At 69.3% G+C, this 21,671-nt stretch carries 18 protein-coding genes and 1 pseudogene; 7 read left to right on the forward strand and 12 right to left on the reverse strand.

The genetic code is table 11. The annotated features are described in order from the left end of the window. Nucleotide 1: 1 nt before the first annotated feature. The 4 genes and pseudogenes from ACQG3P_RS06865 to ACQG3P_RS06880 all read right to left on the reverse strand — a co-directional run. Entirely contained in the window at nt 2-1,432 is a 1,431-nt protein-coding gene (locus ACQG3P_RS06865) for an amino acid permease (RefSeq protein ID WP_426804603.1), read from the reverse strand. A 100-nt stretch (nt 1,433-1,532) separates the two neighbouring features. Beyond that, on the reverse strand, nt 1,533-1,916 hold the full coding sequence (locus tag ACQG3P_RS06870; RefSeq protein WP_208856117.1) for a hypothetical protein: 384 nt from the start codon (nt 1,914-1,916) through the stop codon (nt 1,533-1,535). A gap of 165 nt (nt 1,917-2,081) precedes the next feature. Then, nucleotides 2,082-2,708 (reverse strand): leucine efflux protein LeuE, encoded by a 627-nt coding sequence (gene leuE, locus ACQG3P_RS06875; RefSeq protein ID WP_217537879.1) that lies wholly within the window; start codon nt 2,706-2,708, stop codon nt 2,082-2,084. A gap of 18 nt (nt 2,709-2,726) precedes the next feature. Next, nucleotides 2,727-3,691 (reverse strand): annotated as a pseudogene (locus ACQG3P_RS06880) (LysR family transcriptional regulator); the annotation flags it as partial. Nucleotides 3,692-3,778: 87 nt separating this feature from the next. On the opposite strand from ACQG3P_RS06880, the gene ACQG3P_RS06885 reads away from it, so the two are divergent. Further along, nucleotides 3,779-4,786, forward strand: coding sequence for a zinc-binding alcohol dehydrogenase family protein (locus ACQG3P_RS06885; protein ID WP_426804604.1), 1,008 nt, complete (start codon nt 3,779-3,781; stop codon nt 4,784-4,786). A 3-nt stretch (nt 4,787-4,789) separates the two neighbouring features. Here the strand turns inward: ACQG3P_RS06885 and ACQG3P_RS06890 are convergent, their stop codons facing one another. After that, complete coding sequence (locus tag ACQG3P_RS06890) at nt 4,790-5,410, reverse strand: glutathione S-transferase family protein (protein ID WP_426804605.1); 621 nt, start codon at nt 5,408-5,410, stop codon at nt 4,790-4,792. Between the two features lie 49 nt (nt 5,411-5,459). Here ACQG3P_RS06890 and rmuC point away from each other — a divergent pair, with 49 nt between their 5' ends. Genes rmuC through ACQG3P_RS06905 form a run of 3 tightly spaced genes read left to right on the forward strand, consistent with a single transcriptional unit; the run spans nt 5,460 to nt 7,978 of the window. Next, nucleotides 5,460-6,923 (forward strand): DNA recombination protein RmuC, encoded by a 1,464-nt coding sequence (gene rmuC, locus ACQG3P_RS06895; RefSeq protein ID WP_426804606.1) that lies wholly within the window; start codon nt 5,460-5,462, stop codon nt 6,921-6,923. Nucleotides 6,924-6,981: 58 nt separating this feature from the next. Next, the gene (locus ACQG3P_RS06900; RefSeq protein WP_426804607.1) at nt 6,982-7,359 is read left to right on the forward strand and encodes a hypothetical protein; all 378 of its coding nucleotides are present in this window, start codon (nt 6,982-6,984) and stop codon (nt 7,357-7,359) included. A 58-nt stretch (nt 7,360-7,417) separates the two neighbouring features. Next, nucleotides 7,418-7,978, forward strand: a complete 561-nt coding sequence (locus tag ACQG3P_RS06905; RefSeq protein ID WP_426804608.1) for a glutathione peroxidase — start codon at nt 7,418-7,420, stop codon at nt 7,976-7,978. 36 nt (nt 7,979-8,014) lie between these two features. On the opposite strand, the gene ACQG3P_RS06910 is transcribed toward ACQG3P_RS06905, so the two are convergent. The 6 genes from ACQG3P_RS06910 to ACQG3P_RS06935 are packed head-to-tail and all read right to left on the reverse strand — an operon-like array spanning nt 8,015 to nt 12,092. Further along, a complete protein-coding gene (locus ACQG3P_RS06910) occupies nt 8,015-9,031 on the reverse strand; it encodes an MlaA family lipoprotein (protein ID WP_210132866.1) in 1,017 nt (338 codons plus the stop codon). Nucleotide 9,032: 1 nt separating this feature from the next. Beyond that, entirely contained in the window at nt 9,033-9,344 is a 312-nt protein-coding gene (locus ACQG3P_RS06915; protein WP_068847978.1) for an STAS domain-containing protein, read from the reverse strand. After that, nucleotides 9,334-9,996, reverse strand: coding sequence for an MlaC/ttg2D family ABC transporter substrate-binding protein (locus ACQG3P_RS06920; protein ID WP_068847976.1), 663 nt, complete (start codon nt 9,994-9,996; stop codon nt 9,334-9,336). The genes ACQG3P_RS06915 and ACQG3P_RS06920 overlap by 11 nt, the downstream gene beginning before the upstream one ends. Then, the gene (gene mlaD / locus ACQG3P_RS06925; protein WP_068854468.1) at nt 9,993-10,517 is read right to left on the reverse strand and encodes an outer membrane lipid asymmetry maintenance protein MlaD; all 525 of its coding nucleotides are present in this window, start codon (nt 10,515-10,517) and stop codon (nt 9,993-9,995) included. Before mlaD ends, ACQG3P_RS06920 begins: the two co-directional genes overlap by 4 nt. Nucleotides 10,518-10,554: 37 nt before the next feature. Beyond that, nucleotides 10,555-11,304, reverse strand: coding sequence for an MlaE family lipid ABC transporter permease subunit (locus ACQG3P_RS06930; RefSeq protein ID WP_068847974.1), 750 nt, complete (start codon nt 11,302-11,304; stop codon nt 10,555-10,557). Further along, nucleotides 11,304-12,092: an ABC transporter ATP-binding protein gene (locus ACQG3P_RS06935; RefSeq protein WP_426804609.1), complete on the reverse strand. Its 789-nt coding sequence runs from the start codon at nt 12,090-12,092 to the stop codon at nt 11,304-11,306. Before ACQG3P_RS06935 ends, ACQG3P_RS06930 begins: the two co-directional genes overlap by 1 nt. A gap of 234 nt (nt 12,093-12,326) precedes the next feature. Between ACQG3P_RS06935 and recC the strand changes: the two genes are divergently transcribed. The 3 genes from recC to recD are packed head-to-tail and all read left to right on the forward strand — an operon-like array spanning nt 12,327 to nt 21,201. Continuing rightward, a complete protein-coding gene (gene recC, locus ACQG3P_RS06940; protein WP_426804610.1) occupies nt 12,327-15,671 on the forward strand; it encodes an exodeoxyribonuclease V subunit gamma in 3,345 nt (1,114 codons plus the stop codon). Next, complete coding sequence (gene recB, locus ACQG3P_RS06945; RefSeq protein ID WP_426804611.1) at nt 15,668-19,315, forward strand: exodeoxyribonuclease V subunit beta; 3,648 nt, start codon at nt 15,668-15,670, stop codon at nt 19,313-19,315. The genes recC and recB overlap by 4 nt, the downstream gene beginning before the upstream one ends. Beyond that, nucleotides 19,312-21,201 carry an exodeoxyribonuclease V subunit alpha gene (gene recD, locus ACQG3P_RS06950; protein ID WP_426804612.1) on the forward strand — a complete coding sequence of 630 codons (1,890 nt, stop codon included), beginning with the start codon at nt 19,312-19,314 and terminating at the stop codon, nt 21,199-21,201. The genes recB and recD overlap by 4 nt, the downstream gene beginning before the upstream one ends. A gap of 27 nt (nt 21,202-21,228) precedes the next feature. Here the strand turns inward: recD and ACQG3P_RS06955 are convergent, their stop codons facing one another. Continuing rightward, nucleotides 21,229-21,651 (reverse strand): hypothetical protein, encoded by a 423-nt coding sequence (locus ACQG3P_RS06955; RefSeq protein ID WP_306990362.1) that lies wholly within the window; start codon nt 21,649-21,651, stop codon nt 21,229-21,231. Between the last annotated feature and the right edge of the window lie 20 nt (nt 21,652-21,671).

Genomic DNA, 21,671 nt, shown 5'->3' on the forward strand with positions numbered 1-21,671 from the left:
CTCAACGGCCGATCAGCGCATTGCGGCGGCTGTAGAGGAAATAGACGGCCAGGCCGATCACGTTCCAGATCAGGAAGTACAGCTGGGTGCTGCTCGGCAGGCTGATGAACAGGTAGATGCAGCCCAGCGCGGCGGCCGGGCCGATGAACCAGGCGATCGGCGTGCGGAAGGTGCGCTTGGCACCCGGTGCACGCTTGCGCATCACTACCAGGCAGATACCCACGGCAGTGAAGGCGGCCAGCGTGCCGGCGTTGGCCAGCGCGGCAATCTCGTCCAGCCGCGCCACGCCGGCCAGGGCCGAGACCACGGCAGCGCTGAACAACGTGGTGGCCACCGGGGTACCGGTGCGCTTGTTCACTGCCGACAGGCCGCGCGGCAGCAGGCCGTCGCGGCCCATGACGAAGAACACGCGGCTCTGGCCGAACAGGAAGGCCAGCAGCACGGTGGGCAGCGCAACGATGGCCACCACACCGATGACCGCCGCCGCCTTGGGCTGGCCCAGTTCACGCATGATCAGGGCCAGCGGTTCGGCGCTGCTGCCAAACACCGCGTAGCTCATCGCGCCAACGGCGGCCAGCGCCACCAGCATGTAGATGATGGTGCAGCCGACCATCGAGCCGATGATGCCGATCGACAGGTCACGGCCCGGGTTCTTGGTTTCTTCAGCGGCGGTGGAGATGGCATCGAAGCCGTAGAAGGCGAAGAAGATGATGGCGGCCGCGGCCATCACCCCACGCTCCACGCCATCCGGGCCCAGCGACTTGGCAAAGCCGTGCGGCATGAACGGGTGCAGGTTGGCCGAATCGAACGCGGGCAGCGCCACGGCGACGAACACGCCCAGCGCGATGATCTTCAGCACCACCAGGATCGCATTGAGCGTGGCGCTTTCCTTGGTGCCCAGCATCAGGCCGCCGGCGACCACCCAGGTGATGAGCACCGCGGGCAGGTTGAACACGCCGCCTTCCACGTGCGGGCCGGCCGAGAGCGCCAACGGCAGCCGGATGTCGATGCCGGTGTTGCCGTGTATCCATTCCAGGAAGCCGACGAAATACCCCGACCACCCCACCGCCACGGTACTCACCACCAGTGAGTACTCCAGGATCAGACTCCAACCGACCACCCAGGCGAAGATTTCGCCCAGCGCCGTGTAGCTGTAGGTGTAAGCGCTGCCGGCGGCCGGCATCATGGTGGACAACTCGGCGTAGGACAGCGCCGCGCAGGCGCACACCGCACCGGCGATGGCGAAGGAGATCAGTACCGCGGGGCCGGCGAGATTGGCACCCACGCCGATCAGCGTGTAGATGCCGGTACCGACGATGGCACCGATGCCCATGGCGATCAGGTGCGGCCAGCTGAGGGTACGAACCAGGCTCCTGCCGGCTTCATGGACGGTGACGGAATCGAGCGGCTTGCGCCGTAGCAGCGATGACATGGAACCTCACAGAGTGACTGGTATCGACAATTTTCCGAGTGTGACCGAACGCGGCGCACCATTACTACTGCCGGACGTCGTGAATCCCTTGACGATCATTTCAAATAGCCCGCTTTGACGAATCTGGCACAACACGGCTGGCCGCGATCAACGGGCCCCAGCGCGCCACATCGTCGGCGCCCTGTGGATAGATCACGCAGGTGTCGTCGGGAAGCTTCTTGCAGCGCAGAACCCCCCGTTCATCGAATACCCGCCAACCGCAGGCGTCGGCCTCGGCTTCGCAGATGCGTCGGCGCAGCCCCAGCAACAGGCTGGCGGCGCAATCGAAGCGGCAGCCCCGAAGCTCGATGCGGTCCAGCGGCTGCAGGTCCGCCACGATCCGCTGGACCGACGGATGGGCCAGGTCGACGCGGTCGGTGCTCAATGCCAGCAGGCGCTCGTCGTGGCCGGCCAGGTGCTGCACGAAGTACATGGGGGTGGTCATCTCGCGGTTGCCTCGCCACGGGTCGGATGCCCGCGATGGCAACGATTTGACACCTGCCGGCGCCTGGGAAGAATTACGCGCTATCGATCGCCGAGGGCAATTTCGATGACGTTGCCTATCGCCGCGCGCCGGTAAAGCAGACCAAACGCCCACCCTGCAAAGGGTTCAGCCACTCAGCCCCAGGCGCACGCCAAACCCGATCAGGAAAACCCCCGCGACGCGTTTCAGTACTACCCCCACACGCGGGTGCTGGATGATCCGACGGCGCAACAGGTTGCCCACCCCGATCAGCACCGAGCAGTACGCCAGGCTGAGCACGAAGATCAGCGTGGCCATGGTCGCGAACGTCACCACGCCCTGGTGCCGCGCCGGGTCGATGAACAGCGGCAGGAACGCCATGTAGAAGATGATCGCCTTGGGGTTGAGCAGGCTGATCAGCACCGCCTGGCGGAAGTAGTGCCCCGGCTGCAGCCGGATGCCGCCGGTGTCACCGCTGGCCGGCGCGGGCCGCAGCAGGCCGATGCCCACCCACACCAGATAGGCCGCACCGAGGTACTGCACCGCGTGGAACACCAGCGGGTTGGCCTTGAGCAGGGCCGCCACGCCGGCCACCGCCAGCCACATCAGGATCTGGTCGCCGAGCAGCAGCCCGAACAGCGCGGTATAGCCGCCGCGCACGCCACCGCGCCCGGTGGCGGTGAGCAGGGTGAAGGTACCCGGCCCGGGCAGCGCCAGGAACACCAGCACGGCGATGACAAAGGTCCACAGGTCCTGGATGCCCATCCACGGCATGGCGGTGACTCGACTTCGGGGGCCGCCATTGTCGGCTACCCGGCCCGCTGCCGACAGCGCTACAGCGCACGTCCGGGCAGATCGGCCAGCATCGGCTGCAGCCGCTGGGCGCACAACGCATGCAGCTGGCGGATCGCGGGCGAAAACTGTTTGCGGTGCGGGCACACCAGGTTCAACGGCAGGCTGTCGCCTGCGCCCTGCATCAGCACCTGCAGGCGCCCGGCACGCACATCGTCGGCCACATCCAGCCATGACTTGAACACGATGCCTTCGCCGGCCACCGCCCAGCGCCGCACGACGTCAGCGTCATCGCACACCAGCTGGCCGCGCACCGGTACCACCACGCGCCGCCCGTCCTGTTCGAAACTCCAGCGGTCGTAGGGACGCCCGGCCAGCTGGTAGACGAGGCAGTGGTGGTCCTTGAGTGCGTCCAGCGAGGCCGGCGTACCCTGCCGCTGCAGGTAGGCCGGTGCGGCGCACAGCACGCGACGGTTGCCCGGCAGCAGCGGCAGCGCCACGTAGCTGGCGGTGTCGAAGCGGCCCAGCCGGAACGCGATATCCACCGGGTCGCGGAACACGTCGGCCACCTGGTCGGACAACAGCAGGCGCAGCTGCAGCTTAGGGTGCGCGGTGCGGAACTCGGTCAGCCAGGGCAGCAGCACATTGCGGCCGAGATCAGAGGGCGCGGCCACCTGCAGCACGCCGCGCAGCTCGGCATCTTCGCCGCGCACCCGGGCCTGGCCCTCGTGCAGGGTGTCCAGCAGGTCCTGGGCATACGGTAGATAGAGCACGCCTTCCGCGGTGAGGCGCAGGCTGCGGGTGGAACGCACGAACAGGCGCAGGTCCAGCTCCCGCTCCAGCCGGGCCACGGCGGCGGCTACCTGGCCGGGCAGCAGGTCGGCCTCGCGCGCTGCACTGGAGAAGCTGCCCAGCGCGGCGGTGCGGACGAACAGCTGAAGATCCTCGAAGCGGACCATTTTCATTCCAGGAGTGAAAGTGCTGCTGCATTCTGCGCCTTTCCGGCCGGGGCCGTGCAAGCCAATCTGAGCGCCTTATCCAAGGACCATCCCATGAAAGCCATCGCCTATACCCAGCACGGCCTGCCCATCACCGACCCGACGGCGCTGGTCGACATCACCCTGCCGGTGCCGACCCCGGGCCCGCGCGACCTGCGCGTGCAGGTGCGCGCGGTGTCGGTGAACCCGGTGGACACCAAGGTCCGCCGTGGCGTGGCCGTCGAGGCCCCGCGCGTGCTGGGCTGGGACGCGGTAGGCATCGTGGACGCGGTGGGCAGTGAGGTGACCCTGTTCCAGCCCGGCGATGCGGTCTTCTACGCCGGCGACATCAACCGCCCGGGCAGCAACGCCGAGTACCAGCTGGTGGACGAGCGCATCGTGGGCCGCAAGCCGGCCAGCCTGGACGATGCGGCCGCTGCCGCGCTGCCGCTGACCGCGATCACCGCGTGGGAACTGCTGTTCGACCGCCTGCGCATCGCCGAAGGCGGTGGTGAAGGCCAGACCCTGCTGGTGATCGGCGCCGCCGGCGGGGTGGGCTCGATCCTGGTACAGCTGGCGCGCCAGCTGACCCGGCTGACCGTGATCGGCACTGCCTCGCGCCCGGACACCCAGGACTGGGTGTACGCGCTGGGGGCCCACCACGTCATCGACCACAGCCAGCCGCTGACCGAGGGCCTGGCGCGGATCGGGATCGAGAGCGTCACCCACGTGGCCAGCCTCACCCACACCGACCAGCACTACGCGCAGATCGTGGCCGCACTGGCGCCGCAGGGCCAGCTTGCGCTGATCGACGATCCGGGCCAGCTCGATGTGATGGCGCTCAAGCGCAAGAGCCTGTCGCTGCACTGGGAATCGATGTTCACCCGCTCCAGCTTCAGCACGCCCGATCTGCAACAGCAGCACGTGCTGCTCAACCGGGTGGCCGAGCTGGTCGACAGCGGCGTGCTGCGCACGACGCTGGGTGAGAACTACGGGCGTATCGACGCGGCCAACCTGCGCCGCGCGCATGCGCACATCGAAAGCCACCGTGCGGTGGGCAAAGTGGTGCTGGAAGGCTTCTGAGCCTCAGGCCACGCCGTTGTCGCAGTGGCGGGCAAACCCGGGGCGCGGGCCGAGCCGGTGGAACCACGCCGCCACGGCCGGCAGTTCAGGTTTGTCGCCCGGGGTCAGCCGCCAGCGCTGGGTGGAAAGCCCCAGCACGATGTCGGCGAGGGTGAAGTCCTCGCCGGCCACGTAGGCGCCGGTCCCGGCCAGCTGCTGATCCAGATGCTGCATGAGCCGGTTCCACTGCACCAGGCTGGCCTGCGCGGCGCCATCGTCAGGGTAGGCCGGGTGCTGGCGCACGCGGGCCATGAACACGTGCCGCCATGCGGTGTTGAGGTCGGTGGCCTGCCAGTCCATCCATTGCTCCACCCGGGCCCGGGACCGCGGGTCGCGCGGCAGCAGGTCGTGGCGGCCGGCTGCCGCGGCCAGGTAGCGGCAGATGCTGTTGGATTCCCACAGCACGAAGTCGCCATCGCGGATCACCGGCACCTGGCCGTTCGGGTTGAGCGGGTGCAGGGCCGAGAGGAAATCCGCATCGTGGCCGTCGGCCCCGAGCTGCCGGTACTGCAGACCCAGCTCGGCGCACAGCCACTGCACCTTGCGCACGTTGATCGACGTCGACTTTCCCAGAAGATCCAGCATGGAGCGATCCGGCGCAGCGAATGAGACCGGCTCAGCCTACACTTCTTCCATGCAACCTGAATTCCTCATCCTTGGCGGCCTGCTGTGTGCCGTCCTCATCCTGCAGCTGGTGGCCCTGCTGCGGCGTTCCGGCCATGGCGACCTTGAGCAGAGCCTGCGCGAAGAAGCGCGGACCGGCCGGAGTGAACTGCGCGAGCAGCTCGAAGGGCTGGGCCGGCAGCAGGACGCGCGGCTGGAAACCTTCGCGCGCGCGCTGACCGACCTGTCCACCCGTACCGACCAGCGCCTGGACCAGCTGCGCGATGCGCTGGGCGAAGACGCGCGCAAGGCCCGCGAGGACGCCGGGCAGGCCCAGCAGCGCAGCGACGCCCACATGGCCGCGCTGCGCCAGGCCGTGGCCGACGACGCCCGGCTGGGCCGCGAGGAAGCCACGCAGTCGCAGCACCGGTTCGGCGAATCCCTGGGCCTGCGCCTGCAGGAGATGACCCAGCGCAACGAACAGCGCATGGGCGAAATGCGCGCCACGCTGGAGCAGCAGCTGCGGAGCCTGCAGGCCGACAACGCGCAGAAGCTGGACCAGATGCGGGTCACGGTGGACGAGAAGCTGCAGACCACGCTGGAAGCCCGCCTGGGCGCGTCGTTCCAGCTGGTCTCCGACCGCCTGGAGCAGGTGCAGCGTGGGCTGGGCGAAATGCAGCAGCTGGCTACCGGCGTGGGCGACCTCAAGCGGGTGCTGACCAACGTCAAGAACCGCGGCAGCTGGGGTGAAGTGCAGCTGGACAACATCCTGGAACAGACCCTCACCCAGGAGCAGTACGCACGCGGCGTCAAAGTGCGCCCCGACAGCGGCGAAATGGTGGACATCGCGGTGCGCCTGCCCGGGCGCGGCCATGACGACACCCCGGTGTGGCTGCCGATCGATTCCAAGTTCCCGCGCGAAGACTACGAGCGCCTGCTCGATGCGCAGGAGCAGGGTGACGCCGATGGCGTACGCGTGCAGGGCGCGCAGCTGGAACGCGCGATCCGGATCCAGGCCAAGTCGATCTGCGACAAGTACATCGTGCCGCCGCACACCACCGATTTCGCAGTGATGTTCCTGCCTACCGAAGGCCTGTACGCCGAGGTGATCCGCCGCCCGGGGCTGGTGGACCTGCTGCAGCGCGAACACCGCGTGGTGGTGGCCGGGCCGACCACGGTGACCGCGCTGCTCAACAGCCTGCAGATGGGCTTCCGCACCCTGGCCATCGAACAGCGCTCCAGTGAAGTGTGGAGCCTGCTGGGCGCGGTGAAGAGCGAGTTCGGCAAGTTCGCCGGCATCCTGGAAAAGGCCGAAAAGCAGATCAGCACGGTCGGCCGCAGCCTGGGCGAGGCCAGCCGCAAGACCCGCACCATCGAACGCCGCCTGCGCGGGGTGGAATCACTGGGCAGCGAGCAGACCGATCTGCTGCTGGGCGATGCCAGCGGCGACGATGACGATACCGGCGTGGATGAGACCACCCTCGCGCAGGACTGACACCTCCCGCCTGCACACTGCACTCCCCGCCTTCATTGTTTCCAAAAGGATTGAACCGATGCGCTTTGGCTTGATGTTGTCCCTGATGTTCGTGCTCGCCGGTTGCAGCACCGCGTCCCACCCGACCGATACCACCGCAACTACGCCCGGCACCGAAGCAGCCGTTGCGGATGCCGCCAGCTGTGCCGCCGCCGGCGGTGAAATGAAGCCGCTCGGCCGCTTGCAGCGCGTGCAGTGCGTGAAGCCGTACGGGGATGCCGGCAAGGCCTGCAGCGCCAAGAGTGAATGCACCGGCCAGTGCCTGGCCCAGGGCGAGACCGAACTGGTGGCTGGCAGCAAGGCGCGTGGTGTATGCCAGACCGACGTGAGCCAGAACTTCGGCTGTCGCCAGCGCATCGACAACGGCGTGGCCCAGGGCACGATCTGCGTCGATTGATTTCCCATTCCCGGGGCACATCTCCGATGTGCCTTTTTCACTTCGCACAGGATTTCCCGTGAGCCAGACCGTCTACGACATTCCCGTTTCCACCATTGAAGGCCAGTCCAGTTCGCTGGCCGACTACCGCGGCAAGGTGCTGCTGGTGGTCAATGTCGCCTCCAAGTGTGGGCTGACCCCGCAGTACGAAGGCCTGCAGGCACTGTATGCCGACAAGCAGGCTGCCGGCCTGGAAGTGCTGGGCTTCCCGGCCAACAATTTCCTGGCCCAGGAGCCGGGCAGCGACGCTGACATCCAGCAGTTCTGCCAGCTGGAATACAACGTGAGCTTCCCGATGTTCGCCAAGATCAGCGTGGCCGGCGATGACATCCACCCGCTGTACCAGCAGCTCACCCAGGCCCAGCCGGCCGCCACCGGCGAAGGTCCGATGCGCGAGAAGCTGCAGGGTGCGGTCGCCAAGTACCCGGACCTGGTCGTCAACCCGGCCCCCGGCGTGCTGTGGAACTTCGAGAAGTTCCTGGTGGGCCGCGACGGCAAGGTCGTCGCCCGCTTCGCCCCCGACGTGCCGGCCGACGACGCCCGCCTGGTCGCGGCCATCGACGCCGCACTCGCCGCCTGAAAAAAAAACCCCGCGAGAGCGGGGTTTTTCTTTTGATCAGTTGCCCCAGTTGGGCATCGGCATCGCGTCGACCGGGATCGGCGCGTCGTCCGCGTCCTTGCCGCGGTCACGGCGGCCGCGCAGGTCGTTCTGGATCTGGTAGTTGCGGCGCTGCAGCCAGGCATCGCGGGTCAGCGCGTACTCGTCCACGGCGCCATCGCGGATGTCATCCAGTGCCAGCAGCTGCGAGCGCATGTCCACCAACTGCAGGCCCTGCAGGGGGATGCGGACCTTGTCTTCCTCGATCGTGCGGATCGGCGACAGCGGAATGTCGCCAGCCAGGCCGAACACGTCGCGCACGGTACGCGGGCCGAAGAACGGCAGCTCCACGTAGCGCGAGCTGCGCCAGCCCCAGGCGCCCAGGGTCTGGCCGAAGTCCTCGCTGCGGCGCGGTACCAGCGCGCGGCTGGCCGGGTCGAAGAGACCACCGATGCCCAGCGTGGAGTTCATCACGAACCGGCCCAGGCTGTCCCAGGCATCCCCGGGGCGGCCCTGCAGCAGCTGGTTGGTGATGGTCACCGGCGCGCGCAGGTTGCTGAAGAAGTTGGTCACGCCGGTGCGTGCGAAGCGCGGCACGACATTCACGTAAGCGGTGGCCAGCGGGCGCGCGACCGCGCGGTCGACCACGTTGTTGAACGCGTGCACGCGGCGGTTGAAGCCTTCCCACGGGTCGTACGGCGAGCGACCCGGTTCGGCACCGTCGGCGGTCGGCGCCGGACCGCCGTACAGCGCGGCGAAGTCGTCCTCGGCACCCGTCGGCGCGACCTCCGTGGCGGCCGCCACGGGCGCGCCATCACCTTGGGCGGAATCAACGGCGGCCACGGGTGCCGCAGGGCTGGCGACGGTCGGCGAGGTCGCTGCATCGGCGGCGCTGTCGGACGCTGCGGGAGCCGCCGGTGCGGAGGCGGGCGCTACCGCCACGCTGGCGGGCGCACTGTCGCGGGCCGGCTTGGCTGCACAGGCACTCAGCGCCAAGGCCAGCAGGAGAAGGGAGGCGGTGCGTATGACGTTCATGTCAGCTCGCGGCAGAAGGGGCATTGAAATCCAGGGACGGCGCCAGCCGATAGGCGGCGCTGAGTTCGGTGAAACCAGGAGGGGTACCGTTGAGAACCAGCGTACGCCCGTTCGCGCGCGCGCGCGCCGACAGCTCGGCCAGCAGGGCCAGGCCGGCGCTGTCCACGCCCTCCACCGCCGCCAGGTCGAGCTGGGAGATGCTGTCGGGGAGGGCCTTCAGCTGCGGCCACAACGCCACGACCGCATCGCGGTCCAGCACGCCGGTGAACCGGGCGCGCGGACCGTCGAGCTGCACGGTGGCGTTACTTGCCATTACCGGCCGGCCCGGCCTGCAGGGTACCGCCCCGCAGTTCCTTGGCCACTTCCTGGATGCCCTTCTGGCGCAGCGGGCCGTCGAACTGGGTACGGAAGGTCTGCACGTAGGAAATGCCTTCGATATTGACGTCGAAGATCTTCCACTGGCCGTTGACGTTGCGCATCAGGTACTCGACCGGGGTCGACTCGCTGCCGGCACGCAGCAGCTCGGTCGATACCTTGACCCCGCGGTTGCCCGGCAGCGGCTGCTCGCCCTTCAGGCGGAAGCTCGGCTTGCCCTGGATGGTCAGCAGGGCCGAACCGTAGCGCTGCATCAGGTTGTCGGCCATGGCATCGGCGAACAGCTTCACGTCCGCGTCCGAAGCCGTGCGCGCGTTGGAACCCAGCACCAGGCGCGCCGCGTAATCACGGTCGAAGGTGCGGTTGAGCTCGCTGTCGATATAGCTGCGCAGCGCGGTCGGGTTCTTGCTGAACTCCGCACGGCGCTGCTGCAGGGTGTTCAGGATGCGGGTGCTGGCATCCAGCACCACCTTGCCGGCCTGGCTCTGCGGCGCGGCGGCGGTGGCCGGGGCGGCCTGGGCAAACGACAGCGAGGGCAGGGTGGCGAGCAGGGCCGAAGCGAGCAGCGCCGGAATCAGGGTCTTTTTCATTTCTGCGGTTCCGTTGCCGGCGCTTCCGCGCCGGGAGCTTCCTGGGAAGCGGCGCCGGCATTGCCCGGGCCGCTGAACATGTACTTGCCAACCATCTGGATCAGGTCCACGGCCGGCTGGGTGAAGACGATCTCGTCACCGGACTTGAGCACCTCCGGGTCACCGCCCGGTTGTAGTCCGATATAGCTTTCGCCGAGCAAACCGCTGGTGAATATGCCGGCGGAGGTGTCGGCCGGCAGGTCCTTGAACTTCGGGTCCAGCTTCAGGGTGACGATCGAATCGAAGCGGACCGGGTCCAGGTCGATGTTGCCCACCTGGCCCACCACCACGCCGCCGATCTTCACCGGCGCCTGCTTGCGCAGCTGGCCGATCTGGGTGAAGCGCGCCTTGAGCTCATAGCCCTCGCTGCCGAAGCCCCAGCGCTGGTTGGTCGATGCCATCGCCAGCACCAGCAGCGAGGCCAGCGCCAGCAGCAGGAACGCGCCGACGGAAAATTCGAGTCTGGGACCGCGGATGGCCATGTTCATCTCACCGTATCTGATCAAAGGGGGTTGCGGGTCAGCGGAACATCATGGCCGACAGCACGAAGTTGAACATCAGCACCAGCAGCGAGGCGTTCACCACCGCGCGGGTGGTGGCCACCGACGTGCCCTCGATGGTCGGCTCGGCGTGGAAGCCCACGTACGACGCCACCAGCGCGGCGGTGCCGCCGAAAATGGCCGACTTCAGCATTGCCACGCCGAAATCGTCCCAGAAATCCACGCTGTTGCTCAGCGCCGACCAGAACACGCCGTTGTCCAGGCCCAGCACGTGCACGGCTTCGAAGTAGCTGGCGCTGATCGCCAGCGAACAGAAGATGCCGGTGAGCAGGGGCACGGTGAGCACCGCCGCCCAGAAGCGCGGTGCCACCACCTTGGCCACCGGGTCGATCGCCATCAGCTCCAGCGCCTTGATCTGGTCGGTGGCGCGCATCAGCCCCAGCTCGGCGGCAATCGAGCTGCCGGCGCGGCCAATGAACAGCAGCGCGGTCAGCACCGGTGCCAGTTCGCGGTACAGCGACAGGCCCAGCAGGGTGGACAGCGCATCTGCGGCGCCGAACGTGGTGAGCGTGCGGTAGCCCTGCAGAGTCAGCACCAGGCCCACGAAGGCACCGCCCACCGCGATGATCGGCAGCGAACGCGCGCCCACCTTGTAGATCTCGCGCGTCAGCTCGGCCAGGAAATCGGCGGTCGGCAGCGATCCGCGCAGCACGGTCAGCGAGAACAGGCCGGCCCGGCCCAGTGAACGGGTGCTTTCAACGAACGGCATCAGGCCACCTTCGCGCGGGGCGCGGCATCGAACGGGATCGGGCCGTCCGGCTGTCCGTGCAGGAACTGGCGCAGCAGCGGGTCCTGGCTGGACTCCAGCGCGGCCGGGCTGCCCTGGAAGACCACGCCGCCATTGGCAATGGCGATCACCTGGTCGCAGATCGGCAAGGTCTCGTGCACATGGTGGCTGACGATGATGCTGGTCAGGCCCAGGCTGTGGTTGAGGCGTTGGATCAGGCTCATGATCACGCCGCTGGCGATCGGGTCCAGCCCGGTCAGCGGTTCGTCGTAGATCATCAGCGGCGGGTCCAGTGCCAGCGCGCGCGCCAGCGCCACCCGGCGCGCCATGCCGCCGGACAGCTCGCGCGGCCAGGCATCGGCTGCGGCCAGCAGGCCCACCGCGTGCAGCTTCATGTCTACCAGCCGGCGCAGCACCGGCGCCGGCAGCTTGGTATGCGTGCGCAACGGCAGCGCCACGTTCTCGGCCACGGTCAGGTCGGTGAGCAGCCCATTGCCCTGCAGCAGCACGCCGACACTGCGGCGCATCGCGCGCAACGCGCTGCTGCCGGGGGGAATCGGCTGGCCGAACAGGGTCACGGTGCCCGCCGCGGGGCGCAGCTCGCCGGTCAGGGCGGCCAGCAGCGTCGACTTGCCGCTGCCCGACGGGCCGAGCACGGCGGTGATGCTGCCACGCGGTACCGACAGCGAAACGTCGCGCAGGATCGCCCGACCGCCGCGATCAATTCGCACGTTCTCCAACTGCACCAGCGATTCTGCGGAAGCCGTCATGGACGCCATTAACAAAATTCCAACGTTGTAAGATCGTGGTGGGCGGCTGAACAAAACCGAACTGGACCGTGCAGTATTGTCGCATGTCGGCATCCCAAGCCCCGCCACGGCGCGGTTCCCGGCCCGCAACACTGCGTACCGCCCTGATCTGTGAGGGAGGTCACAGACGTCACCGGCCTGCCGCTCGTATCGGCGAGGGTCGAGATTGGCGCCGGGCTGCGGCACACTGCCGCGATGACCGACCCCGCTTCAGACTTCCGCCTCTACCACTCCAATTCGCTCGACGTGCTGGCCGCGCTGCTGGCCCGCACCCTGCGCGAGCCGGTGGCGGGGCAGTCGATCCTGGAGCCGGACGTGGTGCTGATTCCCCAGGTGGCGATGCGGCGCTGGCTGCAGTCCACCCTGGCGGCGGAGTATGGCATCGCCGCCAACCTGGCGTTCCTGACCCCGGGCGAGTTCGTGGCCCGTGCGCTCAATGCCAATGTGCCGGGCGAACATGACGACCTCACTGCCGCCGCGCTGCACTGGAAGCTGTACGCCGCGCTGACCGACCCGCTGCTGATGGCGCAGCCGCCGCTGCGCGCGCTGCAGGCGTACCTGTCCCAGCCCGACCCGCTCAAGCCGTGGGCGCTGGCCGGGGAGCTGGCCTCGGTGTTCGAGAAGTACCAGGCCTGGCGCCGCGACTGGCTGCTGCGCTGGGAGGCCGGCGCCGACCCGCTGGATCCGCAGGCGATCCTGTGGCGCCACATCGGCAGCGGCCACCAGTACCGCGCGCGTCGCATCCATGCTTATCTCGACGGCTTCGAAGGCGCGGACCGTCCGTTGCCGGCGGGGCTGCCGCCGCGTCTGTTCGCCTTCGCCACCTTGAACGTCTCACCGGATGTGCTGCGCGTGGTGGCCACCCAGGCGCGGGTCGGCACGCTGCACTTCTACCTGCCCACGCCGACGCGCTCCTACTGGGGCGACCTCCAGACCCTGGGCGGGCGGCTGCGTGCTGGCGCGGTTGATCCGTTCGGCAATGGCAGCGATGAGAACCGCCTGCTGCAGGCCTGGGGCGCGGCAGGGCGCGACTTCATGGCGGTGCTGGGCAGCTATGAAGTGGTGCATCCTTCCGGTGAGATCGCGGCCTACGACGATCCCGAAGACGACGCGCGCCCGGACATGGCGCACGGCGGCCTGTCCGACAGCCTGCTGCACCGCCTGCAGCGCGACCTGTTTCACCGCCGCGCGCAACCGGCCGGTGCGCTGCGCCCGGGGCTGCTGCGCAACGACCCCAGCCTGCAGGTGCATGCCTGCCACACCCGCCTGCGCGAACTGCAGGTGCTGCATGACCAGCTGCGCGCGCTGCTGCAGGACCCGCGCTTCGATCCGCCGTTGGAGGCACGCGACATCGCGGTGCTGGCACCGGACATCGACCCCTACGTGCCGTACCTGGAAGCGGTGTTCGGCGGCCGCAGCGGTGGCGAAGACCACATTCCCTACGCCCTGGCCGATACCAGTCCGCTGACCGGCGAACCACTTGCCGATGTGTTCGTGCACCTGCTGGGATTGCCGGTGTCGCGCTTTGGCCTCAATGAAGTGCTGGACCTGCTGGCGAGCGCGCCGCTGGCCGAAGCGGCCGGGCTGGATGCGGCCGCGTTCGACCGCCTGCACGACTGGCTGCAGGCCGCCGGTGCGCGCTGGGGCTTGAGTGCGGCGCACCGCGCGCAGCACCAGGCACCGGACGATGATGCCTACACCTGGCAGTTCGCGCTGGACCGCCTGCTGCTGGGCCATGCCAGCGGCAGCGACGGCGACATCGCCGGGGTGGCGCCGTGGCCGGAGCTGGAAGGCAGCGCGCTGGATGCGCTGGACCGCCTGCTTCGGCTGATGCGGGTACTGGCCCGTTACCAGCGCGCACTGGGCGAGGCGCTGACACCGGCGCACTGGCGCCAGCGCCTGCTGGCGATGCTGGATGCGCTGTTGCCCGAGGCACCGGAAGCGGCCAGCAGCCAGCGCGCGCTGGAACGGCTGCGCAAGCTGGTCAACGAGTTCGCCCGCGATGCCGAACGCGCCGGGTTCACCGGGACGGTACCGCCAGAGGTAGTGCGCGCACATTTCGCCGGCGCCTTGAGCGAGGCCGACACGCGCGCGCCGCTGCTCACCGGTGGCATCAGCTTCGGGCGCATGGTGCCGATGCGGCTGCTGCCGTTCCGGGTGATCTGCGTGCTGGGCCTGAACGATGGCGATTTCCCGCGACGCGACCCGGCCGCCGGGCTCAACCAGCTCACTGCCGAACTGGGTACCGACAAGCGCCGCCACGGCGACCGCTCGCTGCGCGAGGACGACCGTTTCCTGTTCCTGCAGCTGTTCGCCTCCGCGCAGGATGTGTTCTACCTGAGCTATATGGGCGCCGATCCCCGCGATGGAAGCGTTCGCGAGCCCTCGGTGCTGGTCAGCGAGCTGATCGATGCCGCCGCCGAATACCATGAGGATCCCTCGGCGGCGGCAAAGCAGCTGACCGTGCGCCATTCGCTGCAGCCATTCTCGCCGGCCGCCTTCGGTGGCGGCGATGAGCCGCGCCGTTTCAGCTACCGCCAGCAGTGGCACCCGGCCGCCGGTTCGCTGGGCAGCGTGCGTCGCGCGCCGCCGGCGTGGTTCGAGCAGGCACTGGCGCCGCTGGAGCAGGAGGACATGCCCGAACTCTCGCTGGACGCGCTGCGCCGCTTCCTGGTCGATCCCGCCGGGCAGTTCCTGTCGCAGCGGCTGGGCCTGCGCCTGCCCGATGACCTGACCACCGCCGACGACCTGGAGCCACTGGTGCTGGCCGGCCGGGGACTGGAGCAGCGCCTGCTGCAGCACGCGGTGATCGAGGCGACCCTGCAGGGCGATGACACCCCTCTCTATGCACGCCTGCGCGCCCGCGCGCTGCTGCCGTCCGGCGCACTGGGCGAACGCCAGTTCCAGGCCCTGCAGGAGCAGACCCGCCCGTATGCGTTGGCACTGGCCCAATGGCGTGGCGACAGCGACGCCGACAGCCGCCGCTATGAGGTGGAGATCGATGGCGTGCGCCTGCATGGGCGGGTGGACGACATCCACCCGCAGGGCATCGTGCGCCTGCGCGCGGGCAGCTTGAACGGCCCGGCGGCGATCCGGCATGGGCTGGACTGGCTGCTGGCCAACGCCGCCGGCGATGCACTGGCGCTGGTCGAATTCCACGACGGCGGCGACGACGGGGTAGGGCCGCACGTGCTGCCTGCAGTGCCCGCGCCCACCGCCAGGGCGGCGCTGCAGGCGCTGCTGCAGCTGCGTCGCGAAGGCATGTGCGCGCCCCTGCTGTACGGGCCGTACACCGCCTGGACGCTGTACCGCGCGCCCGCCGCCAAGCGTGAAAGCGAAGGCTGGGCGCAATGGCATGGCGGCGAACGCCGCTGGGGCGAAGCCAGCGGCGACGCGGTGCAGCTGGCCCTGCGCGGCCGCGATCCGTTCGCCGACGCAGACAGCTATCAACAGCTGCTGCACACCAGCTTCGTGGTGTTCAGTGCGGTCCGCGAGGGCCGGGTGTTCCAGGGCTTCAGCGACGAAGGAGCCGTGGCATGAGCGGGCTGATGCTGCAGGACGACCCGTACCTGTCGCTGCCGCTGGACGGCGTGCGCCTGATCGAGGCCAGCGCCGGCACCGGCAAGACCTTCACCCTGGCCACGCTGTTCACCCGGCTGGTGGTGGAGCAGGGTTACCGCATCGGCCAGATCCTGGCAGTGACCTTCACCGACGCGGCCACCCAGGAACTGCGCAAGCGCATCCGCGAGCGCCTGGCGCTGGCCGCGCAGCTGCTGGCGCGCGCACCGGCCGCCGACGACGCACCCGAGGTGCAGCTGACCCGCTACCTGCTGCAGCGCGAACTGGCGCTGGGCCGGGAAACCCCCGCAGCGTTGGCGCAGCGCCTGCAGACCGCCGCCGATGAGATCGACCTGGCCTCGATCTTCACCATCCATGGCTTCTGCACCCGCGTGCTGCGCGAGCACGCGCTGGAAAGCGGGCATACCTTCGACCCGCCCACGCTGCTGCCCAGCGAACGCGAACTGCACGACCAGCTGGCGGCCGACCTGTGGCGCGTGCACGCCAACGACCCGGCCACGGTGGATGCGTTGACCCGGCTGTGGTCCGCGCCCGATGCGCTGGCGCGCGACCTGTCGGCGCTGATCAAGCCGTTGCCGCTGCTGCCCGCCTTGCCGCAACAGCATCTGGAGGATCCCGGCTCCGCGCTGCAGGTGGCCGCCGAGGCGCTCGTCATTGCAATCGACGCGCATGTCGACGCCGCCCAGGCCAGCATCGCCAACGCCTTCGAGCGCAAGATCTTCGACGGTCGCCGCGCACGCCGGCCCAGCTTCAACAAAGCCTTTGCCGAGCTGCTGGCCGGTCGTGCGGCGCGCACCTGGCCGCGCGGTGCCACCTCGCACCTGGGCAAGCTGCTGCCGGTAGCGTTGCTCGGGTTCTGCAAGGAGGACCAGCAGGCCCATTGCCCGGCCTCGCCGCTGTTCGATGCGCTGCAGACCTGGTGGCACGCCGCCGATGCCTACGACCAGTGGCTGCGCCAGCAGGCGCTGCTGCTGCTGCACCAGCTGCGCGGGCAGGCCCGCGCGCGGCTGGACGAACTCAAGCGGGTCGGCCGCGTGCAGACCTACGATGACCTGATCGACGGTGTGGCCGCCGCACTGGAGGGCCCGCACCGCGCGGCGCTGGTGCAGCAGCTGCGCGCACAGTACGCCATTGCGCTGGTGGATGAGTTCCAGGACACCGACGACCGCCAGTGGGGCATCTTCCATCGCGTGTTTGGCGATTCGCCCGAAACCCGCGACGCCGGGCTGGCGCCGGCGCTGTTCCTGATCGGCGATCCCAAGCAGGCCATCTACGGGTTCCGCGGCGGCGATATCCACACCTACCTCAAGGCCAAGCGCGAAGCAGAGGCCGCACCGGCGTTGAACCGCAACTTCCGCTCGCGCCCCGGCGTGCTGCGCGCGCTGCAGGCGTTGTACGACGCCGCAGGCGAGCGCGCGTTCCTGGAAGCGGACATCGCCTTTGAACCGGTGCTGCCGGGCAGCACCCGCAGCGATGCCGATTTCCTGCGCGATGGCCAGCCGGCACCCGGGCTGACCCTGCGCCTGCTGCGCAGTGACGATGGTGCTGACTTCAAGGCAGACCCCTCGCGCCAGCAGGCCACCGAAGCCTGCGTGGCCGCGATCCACCAGGTGCTGCTGGAGGGTCGCGAAGGCCGCGCGCTGCTGCGCGGGCAGCCGGTGCAGCCAGGCGACATCGCAGTGCTGGTGCGGCGCCACCACGAAGCCACCCGCATCCAGCGCGCGCTGAGCGCGGTGGGTATTCCGGCGGTGGCTGCCGGCAAGCAGAGCCTGTATGCGACCGCCGAAGCCCGCGAGCTGCGCGTGCTGCTGCTGGCCCTGCTGCAGCCGGCCGATGAAGGCCGCCTGCGCGCGGCGCTGTCGACCGTGCTGCTGGGCGAAAACGCCGCCTCCATCGACGCGATGGAGCGCGACGGCGACCCGCAGCGCGCGTTCCAGACCCGGCTGCTGCTGTGGCGGGAACGCTGGCTGCGCGGCGGGCCGTTCGCGGTCATCGCCGACCTGTGCGCCGAACACGCCGAGCGCCTGCTGGGCCTGCTGGATGGCGAACGCCGGCTCACCAACTACCTGCAGCTCGGCGAGCTGCTGCAGCAGGCCGCGGGCCAGGCTCTGGGCATGCACGGCCTGCTGGACTGGCTGCAGGTGCAGATGGCGCACGCCGACCAGGACGATGAACAACAGCTGCTGCGGCTGGAATCGGATGCGCGCCGGGTGCAGATCATCACCCTGCACAAGAGCAAGGGCCTGGAATACCCGCTGGTGTTCCTGCCGTTCGTGGGCATCGACAGCGGTGGCGGCAACACCGACTCCAACTGCACCGTGTACGCCGACGGTCGCCGCGAGCTGCACTGGAAGCTGGACAAGGACGAGGCCTGGAGCGCGGCCAGCGAGCGCAGCGCACAGGAGCAGCGTGCTGAAGACGCGCGCCTGCTGTATGTGGGCCTGACCCGCGCCGAGCACGCGTTGTGGATCGCGGCCGGCGACCTGGCCGGGCTGGCGAAGACGCGGCTGGCGCCGATGCTGTCCGACCTGGAAGCGCTGCGCGCGCACCCGGACATCGCGGTGATCGAAGGCCCGGTGGAGCCACGCCCGGCGCAGCTGCCAGTGCAGCGCGAAGGCGAGCTGCCGCCGGTGCGCGCGATCACCCGGCGGGTGCCGCACGACTGGTGGGTGTACAGCTTCACCCAGCTGGCCCACGCCGACGCCGGCCACGACACCGACGCGGTGGCCACCGAAGCGCCGGCCCCGGCAGCCGACGAACCGGCCGGCGTGGAACTGCCGCTGGAAGTGGAACCGCCCGCGCCCGGTGAGCCGCAGCCGGAGATCGACCCGCGCTTCATGGGCAGCCGCTTCGGCAATGTGCTGCACGATGCACTGGAGAACACCGATTTCGCGCGCTGGGCGGACTGGCGCGCGGGCGACCCGGCACCGGGCGATGAGGCCGAGGTGCTGCGCGAATCGCTGCGCAGCGAAGGCTACGCCGATGCCGACCTGGACGACGGCGTGGCGGTGCTGGTGCCGCTGGTCGGCCAGACCTTGACCGTGCAGCTGCCCGAAGGCGGCGCGCTGCACAGCGTGCCGCTGCACGACCGGCGGGCCGAGATCGAGTTCCACTTCGCCATGCAGCCCACCGCGGTGCCGGCGCTGCTGCAGCTGCTGCACCACCACGGGCTGGTGCCGGACCGCCGCGGCTTTGGCACGCGACGCCAGCTCGAGGGGCTGATGACCGGCAAGATCGACCTGACCTACGTGCGCGACGGACGCTGGTACGTGCTCGACTACAAATCCAACCGCTTGCCCGGCTACGACGCCGCGCGCCTGGCAGCCGCCATGCAAAGCAGCGAGTACGACCTGCAGGCCTTGATCTACACCGTGGCACTGCACCGCTGGCTGCGCTTCCGGCTGGGCAGCCACTACATACAGGAGCGCGACCTGGGCGGCATCCGCTATCTGTTCTGCCGCGGCTTGGAAGCGGGACGCGCCGACGCACCGGGCGTGCATGCGCAGCGCTTCGCCCCGGCCCTGGTCGAGGCGATGGATGCACTGTTTGCAGGCGGCCCCGGGAAGCACGCCGAACTGGTGGCACGCGCGCGGGGTGAGGCATGAGCCTGCTCGACGCACTGCTGAAGCAGGGCACCCTGCGCACGCTCGACCATGCGCTGGCGCAGAGCCTGCGCCGGCTGCAGCCGGAGACGCCGGATGCGGTGCTGGCCGCCGCCGCGCTGGCCTCGCTGGCGGTGGCGCAGGGCCACGCCGGCGTCGACCCGGCAGCGCCCCGGCGGTTGGTGGATGCCGAGCTGGACTGGCCTTCGCCAGACACATGGCTGGCGCAGCTGCGTGCATCGCCGTGGGTGGCATCCCCCGACAGCGACGACGTGCTGGCCGCCGATGCACCGCTGGTGCTCGAACACGGCCTGCTGTACCTGCGCCGTTACCGCGAATACGAACGCCGTTTGGCACTCGGCCTGCAGCGCATCGCCGCGCATTCTTTGCCGGCGCACGATCCGGGCGGGCTCGCCACGCTGTTCGCCCAGCTGTTCCCGCAGGCGCTGGAGGGCATCGACCACCAGGCGCGCGCGGCTGCAGTGGCGCTGCGCCATCCGCTGGTGCTGGTCACCGGTGGCCCCGGTACCGGCAAGACCACCACCATCGCGCGCCTGCTGGTGCTGTTGGCCGCGCAGGCGCAGCAGGCCGGTGCGGCCCTGCCACGGGTGGCACTGGCCGCCCCCACTGGCCGCGCCGCCGAGCGCATGGCCGACAGCCTGCGCCAGGCGCTGCAGCGGCTGCGCCTGGTGGGTGTCGCGTCCGAACTGGCCGAGGCCATGCCGACCACCGGGGCGACCCTGCACCGGCTGCTGGGCGTCATTCCCGATTCGCCACGCTTCCGCCACCACGCCGACAACCCGCTGCCGTACGACGTCGTGGTAGTGGACGAGGCCTCGATGATCGACCTGCCGCTGATGACCAAGCTGGTCGAAGCGGTGGCCAGCGGCACCCGGCTGGTGCTGCTGGGCGACCCGGACCAGCTGCCGTCGGTGGAAGCCGGCGACGTGCTCAGCGCGATCCTGCAGGCCAGCGGCGACGGCCTGGGCACCCAGGCCGATGACGCGGCCGCGCTGCGCCCGCTGCTGGCCGCTCCTGCGTTGCTGCCGCTGGCCCCGCCCCGCGCGTTCGCCGGTCGCCGCGTGCAGCTGCAGCGCGGCTACCGGCAGAGCGATGCGCTGGACCTGGCGCCGCTGGCGCGCGCGGTGCGCGAGGGCGACAGCGCCACCGCGCTGCAGCTGCTGCGCGGCGGCAGCCTGGCCGGCGTGGCGTTCCACGAAGACCAGGTCGACCCACTGCTGCAGCACCGGCACACCCTGCTGGCGCACTGGCGCGGGTTGGGTGAAGCCGATGATCCGGTGCAGGCGCTGGCGCAGGCCGGCCGGCTGCGCCTGCTCACCGCGCTGCGCGAGGGTCCGCAGGGTGCGCGCGGGCTGAACGAGCGGATCGAAGCCGCCCTGGCCGGCAGCGCGCGCCCGGGCAGTGGCCCGCGCTATTTCCACGGCCGGCTGCTGCTGATCACCGAAAACAGTTACCGGCACCGGTTGTTCAACGGCGATATCGGCTTGTGCCTGCGCAGCCGCGAAGGCGCGATGCTGGCTTGGTTCCCCGGCGACAGCCCGGAGCAGCCACGCGCCTTCCACCCGGCCGCGTTGCCCGCCCACGAAAGTGCCTTCGCCATGACCGTGCACAAGGCACAGGGCTCGGAATTCGATGAGGTCTGGTTGCAGCTGCCTCGGCGCGACAACCGGGTGCTGTCGCGCGAGCTGGTGTACACCGGCATGACCCGCGCGCGGCAGGCATTGCATGTACTGGGCAGTGCAGAGGTGATGCAGGCCGCGTTGGCGCGGCATGCCAGCCGGTTGTCCGGGCTGGCGCAGCGACTGAATGGTAGAGCCGGGCCTTGCCCGGCTGTACCTGCAGCGCCCGCCCAAGGCGAACTCTGGTAGAGAAAGGCGCTACCGACGCTTGCAGAATCAGGCGTCGCCTTCTTCTTCTTCCTCTTCCCCGGGAATCAGCACGGTGCCGTCCGGGTACACGATCGCACCGTCGCCGCTGACATCGAAGAAGCCGATCTGGTGCTTGTTGGCCAGGATCTGCACCTTGCCATGGGCGTCTTCGGCCACCTCGTCGTCGAACGAGGCATAGATGATATGGGTGCCGATGCTGTAGTCGGTCACCTGCGGGCGGTCATCCTCGTCATCGGACAGCGGGCCGTCCATCGGCGGGAAATCTTCGGCCAGTTCGGTGAAGAAGGCCTGCAGCGCCGGCACCGAGACGGCGGCGTCGTCGTACTCGTGCTTCTCGTTCCATTCGGTCTGCGCGTTGTACCACTGAAGGAACGCCTCCGCTTCGCGCGGCGCCACGGCCGGATCGAACACCATCACGTCGTAACTCATTGGGATTACCTTGTTCCATG

It is taken from the genome of Stenotrophomonas sp. SrG, assembly GCF_050031795.1.
Taxonomy (GTDB): domain Bacteria; phylum Pseudomonadota; class Gammaproteobacteria; order Xanthomonadales; family Xanthomonadaceae; genus Stenotrophomonas; species Stenotrophomonas rhizophila_A.

Excerpts from the sequence above, each read along its gene's own strand:
- ACQG3P_RS06955 (WP_306990362.1), bottom strand. The coding sequence starts at position 21,651 with ATGAGTTACGACGTGATGGTGTTCGATCCGGCCGTGGCGCCGCGCGAA.
- ACQG3P_RS06935 (WP_426804609.1), bottom strand. The coding sequence starts at position 12,092 with ATGACGGCTTCCGCAGAATCGCTGGTGCAGTTGGAGAACGTGCGAATT.
- ACQG3P_RS06870 (WP_208856117.1), bottom strand. The coding sequence starts at position 1,916 with ATGACCACCCCCATGTACTTCGTGCAGCACCTGGCCGGCCACGACGAG.
- leuE (WP_217537879.1), bottom strand. The coding sequence starts at position 2,708 with ATGCCGTGGATGGGCATCCAGGACCTGTGGACCTTTGTCATCGCCGTG.
- ACQG3P_RS06910 (WP_210132866.1), bottom strand. The coding sequence starts at position 9,031 with ATGAACGTCATACGCACCGCCTCCCTTCTCCTGCTGGCCTTGGCGCTG.
- ACQG3P_RS06915 (WP_068847978.1), bottom strand. The coding sequence starts at position 9,344 with ATGGCAAGTAACGCCACCGTGCAGCTCGACGGTCCGCGCGCCCGGTTC.
- ACQG3P_RS06930 (WP_068847974.1), bottom strand. The coding sequence starts at position 11,304 with ATGCCGTTCGTTGAAAGCACCCGTTCACTGGGCCGGGCCGGCCTGTTC.
- recC (WP_426804610.1), top strand. The coding sequence starts at position 12,327 with ATGACCGACCCCGCTTCAGACTTCCGCCTCTACCACTCCAATTCGCTC.
- ACQG3P_RS06920 (WP_068847976.1), bottom strand. The coding sequence starts at position 9,996 with ATGAAAAAGACCCTGATTCCGGCGCTGCTCGCTTCGGCCCTGCTCGCC.
- recD (WP_426804612.1), top strand. The coding sequence starts at position 19,312 with ATGAGCCTGCTCGACGCACTGCTGAAGCAGGGCACCCTGCGCACGCTC.
- ACQG3P_RS06890 (WP_426804605.1), bottom strand. The coding sequence starts at position 5,410 with ATGCTGGATCTTCTGGGAAAGTCGACGTCGATCAACGTGCGCAAGGTG.
- ACQG3P_RS06900 (WP_426804607.1), top strand. The coding sequence starts at position 6,982 with ATGCGCTTTGGCTTGATGTTGTCCCTGATGTTCGTGCTCGCCGGTTGC.
- ACQG3P_RS06865 (WP_426804603.1), bottom strand. The coding sequence starts at position 1,432 with ATGTCATCGCTGCTACGGCGCAAGCCGCTCGATTCCGTCACCGTCCAT.
- rmuC (WP_426804606.1), top strand. The coding sequence starts at position 5,460 with ATGCAACCTGAATTCCTCATCCTTGGCGGCCTGCTGTGTGCCGTCCTC.
- ACQG3P_RS06885 (WP_426804604.1), top strand. The coding sequence starts at position 3,779 with ATGAAAGCCATCGCCTATACCCAGCACGGCCTGCCCATCACCGACCCG.
- recB (WP_426804611.1), top strand. The coding sequence starts at position 15,668 with ATGAGCGGGCTGATGCTGCAGGACGACCCGTACCTGTCGCTGCCGCTG.
- mlaD (WP_068854468.1), bottom strand. The coding sequence starts at position 10,517 with ATGGCCATCCGCGGTCCCAGACTCGAATTTTCCGTCGGCGCGTTCCTG.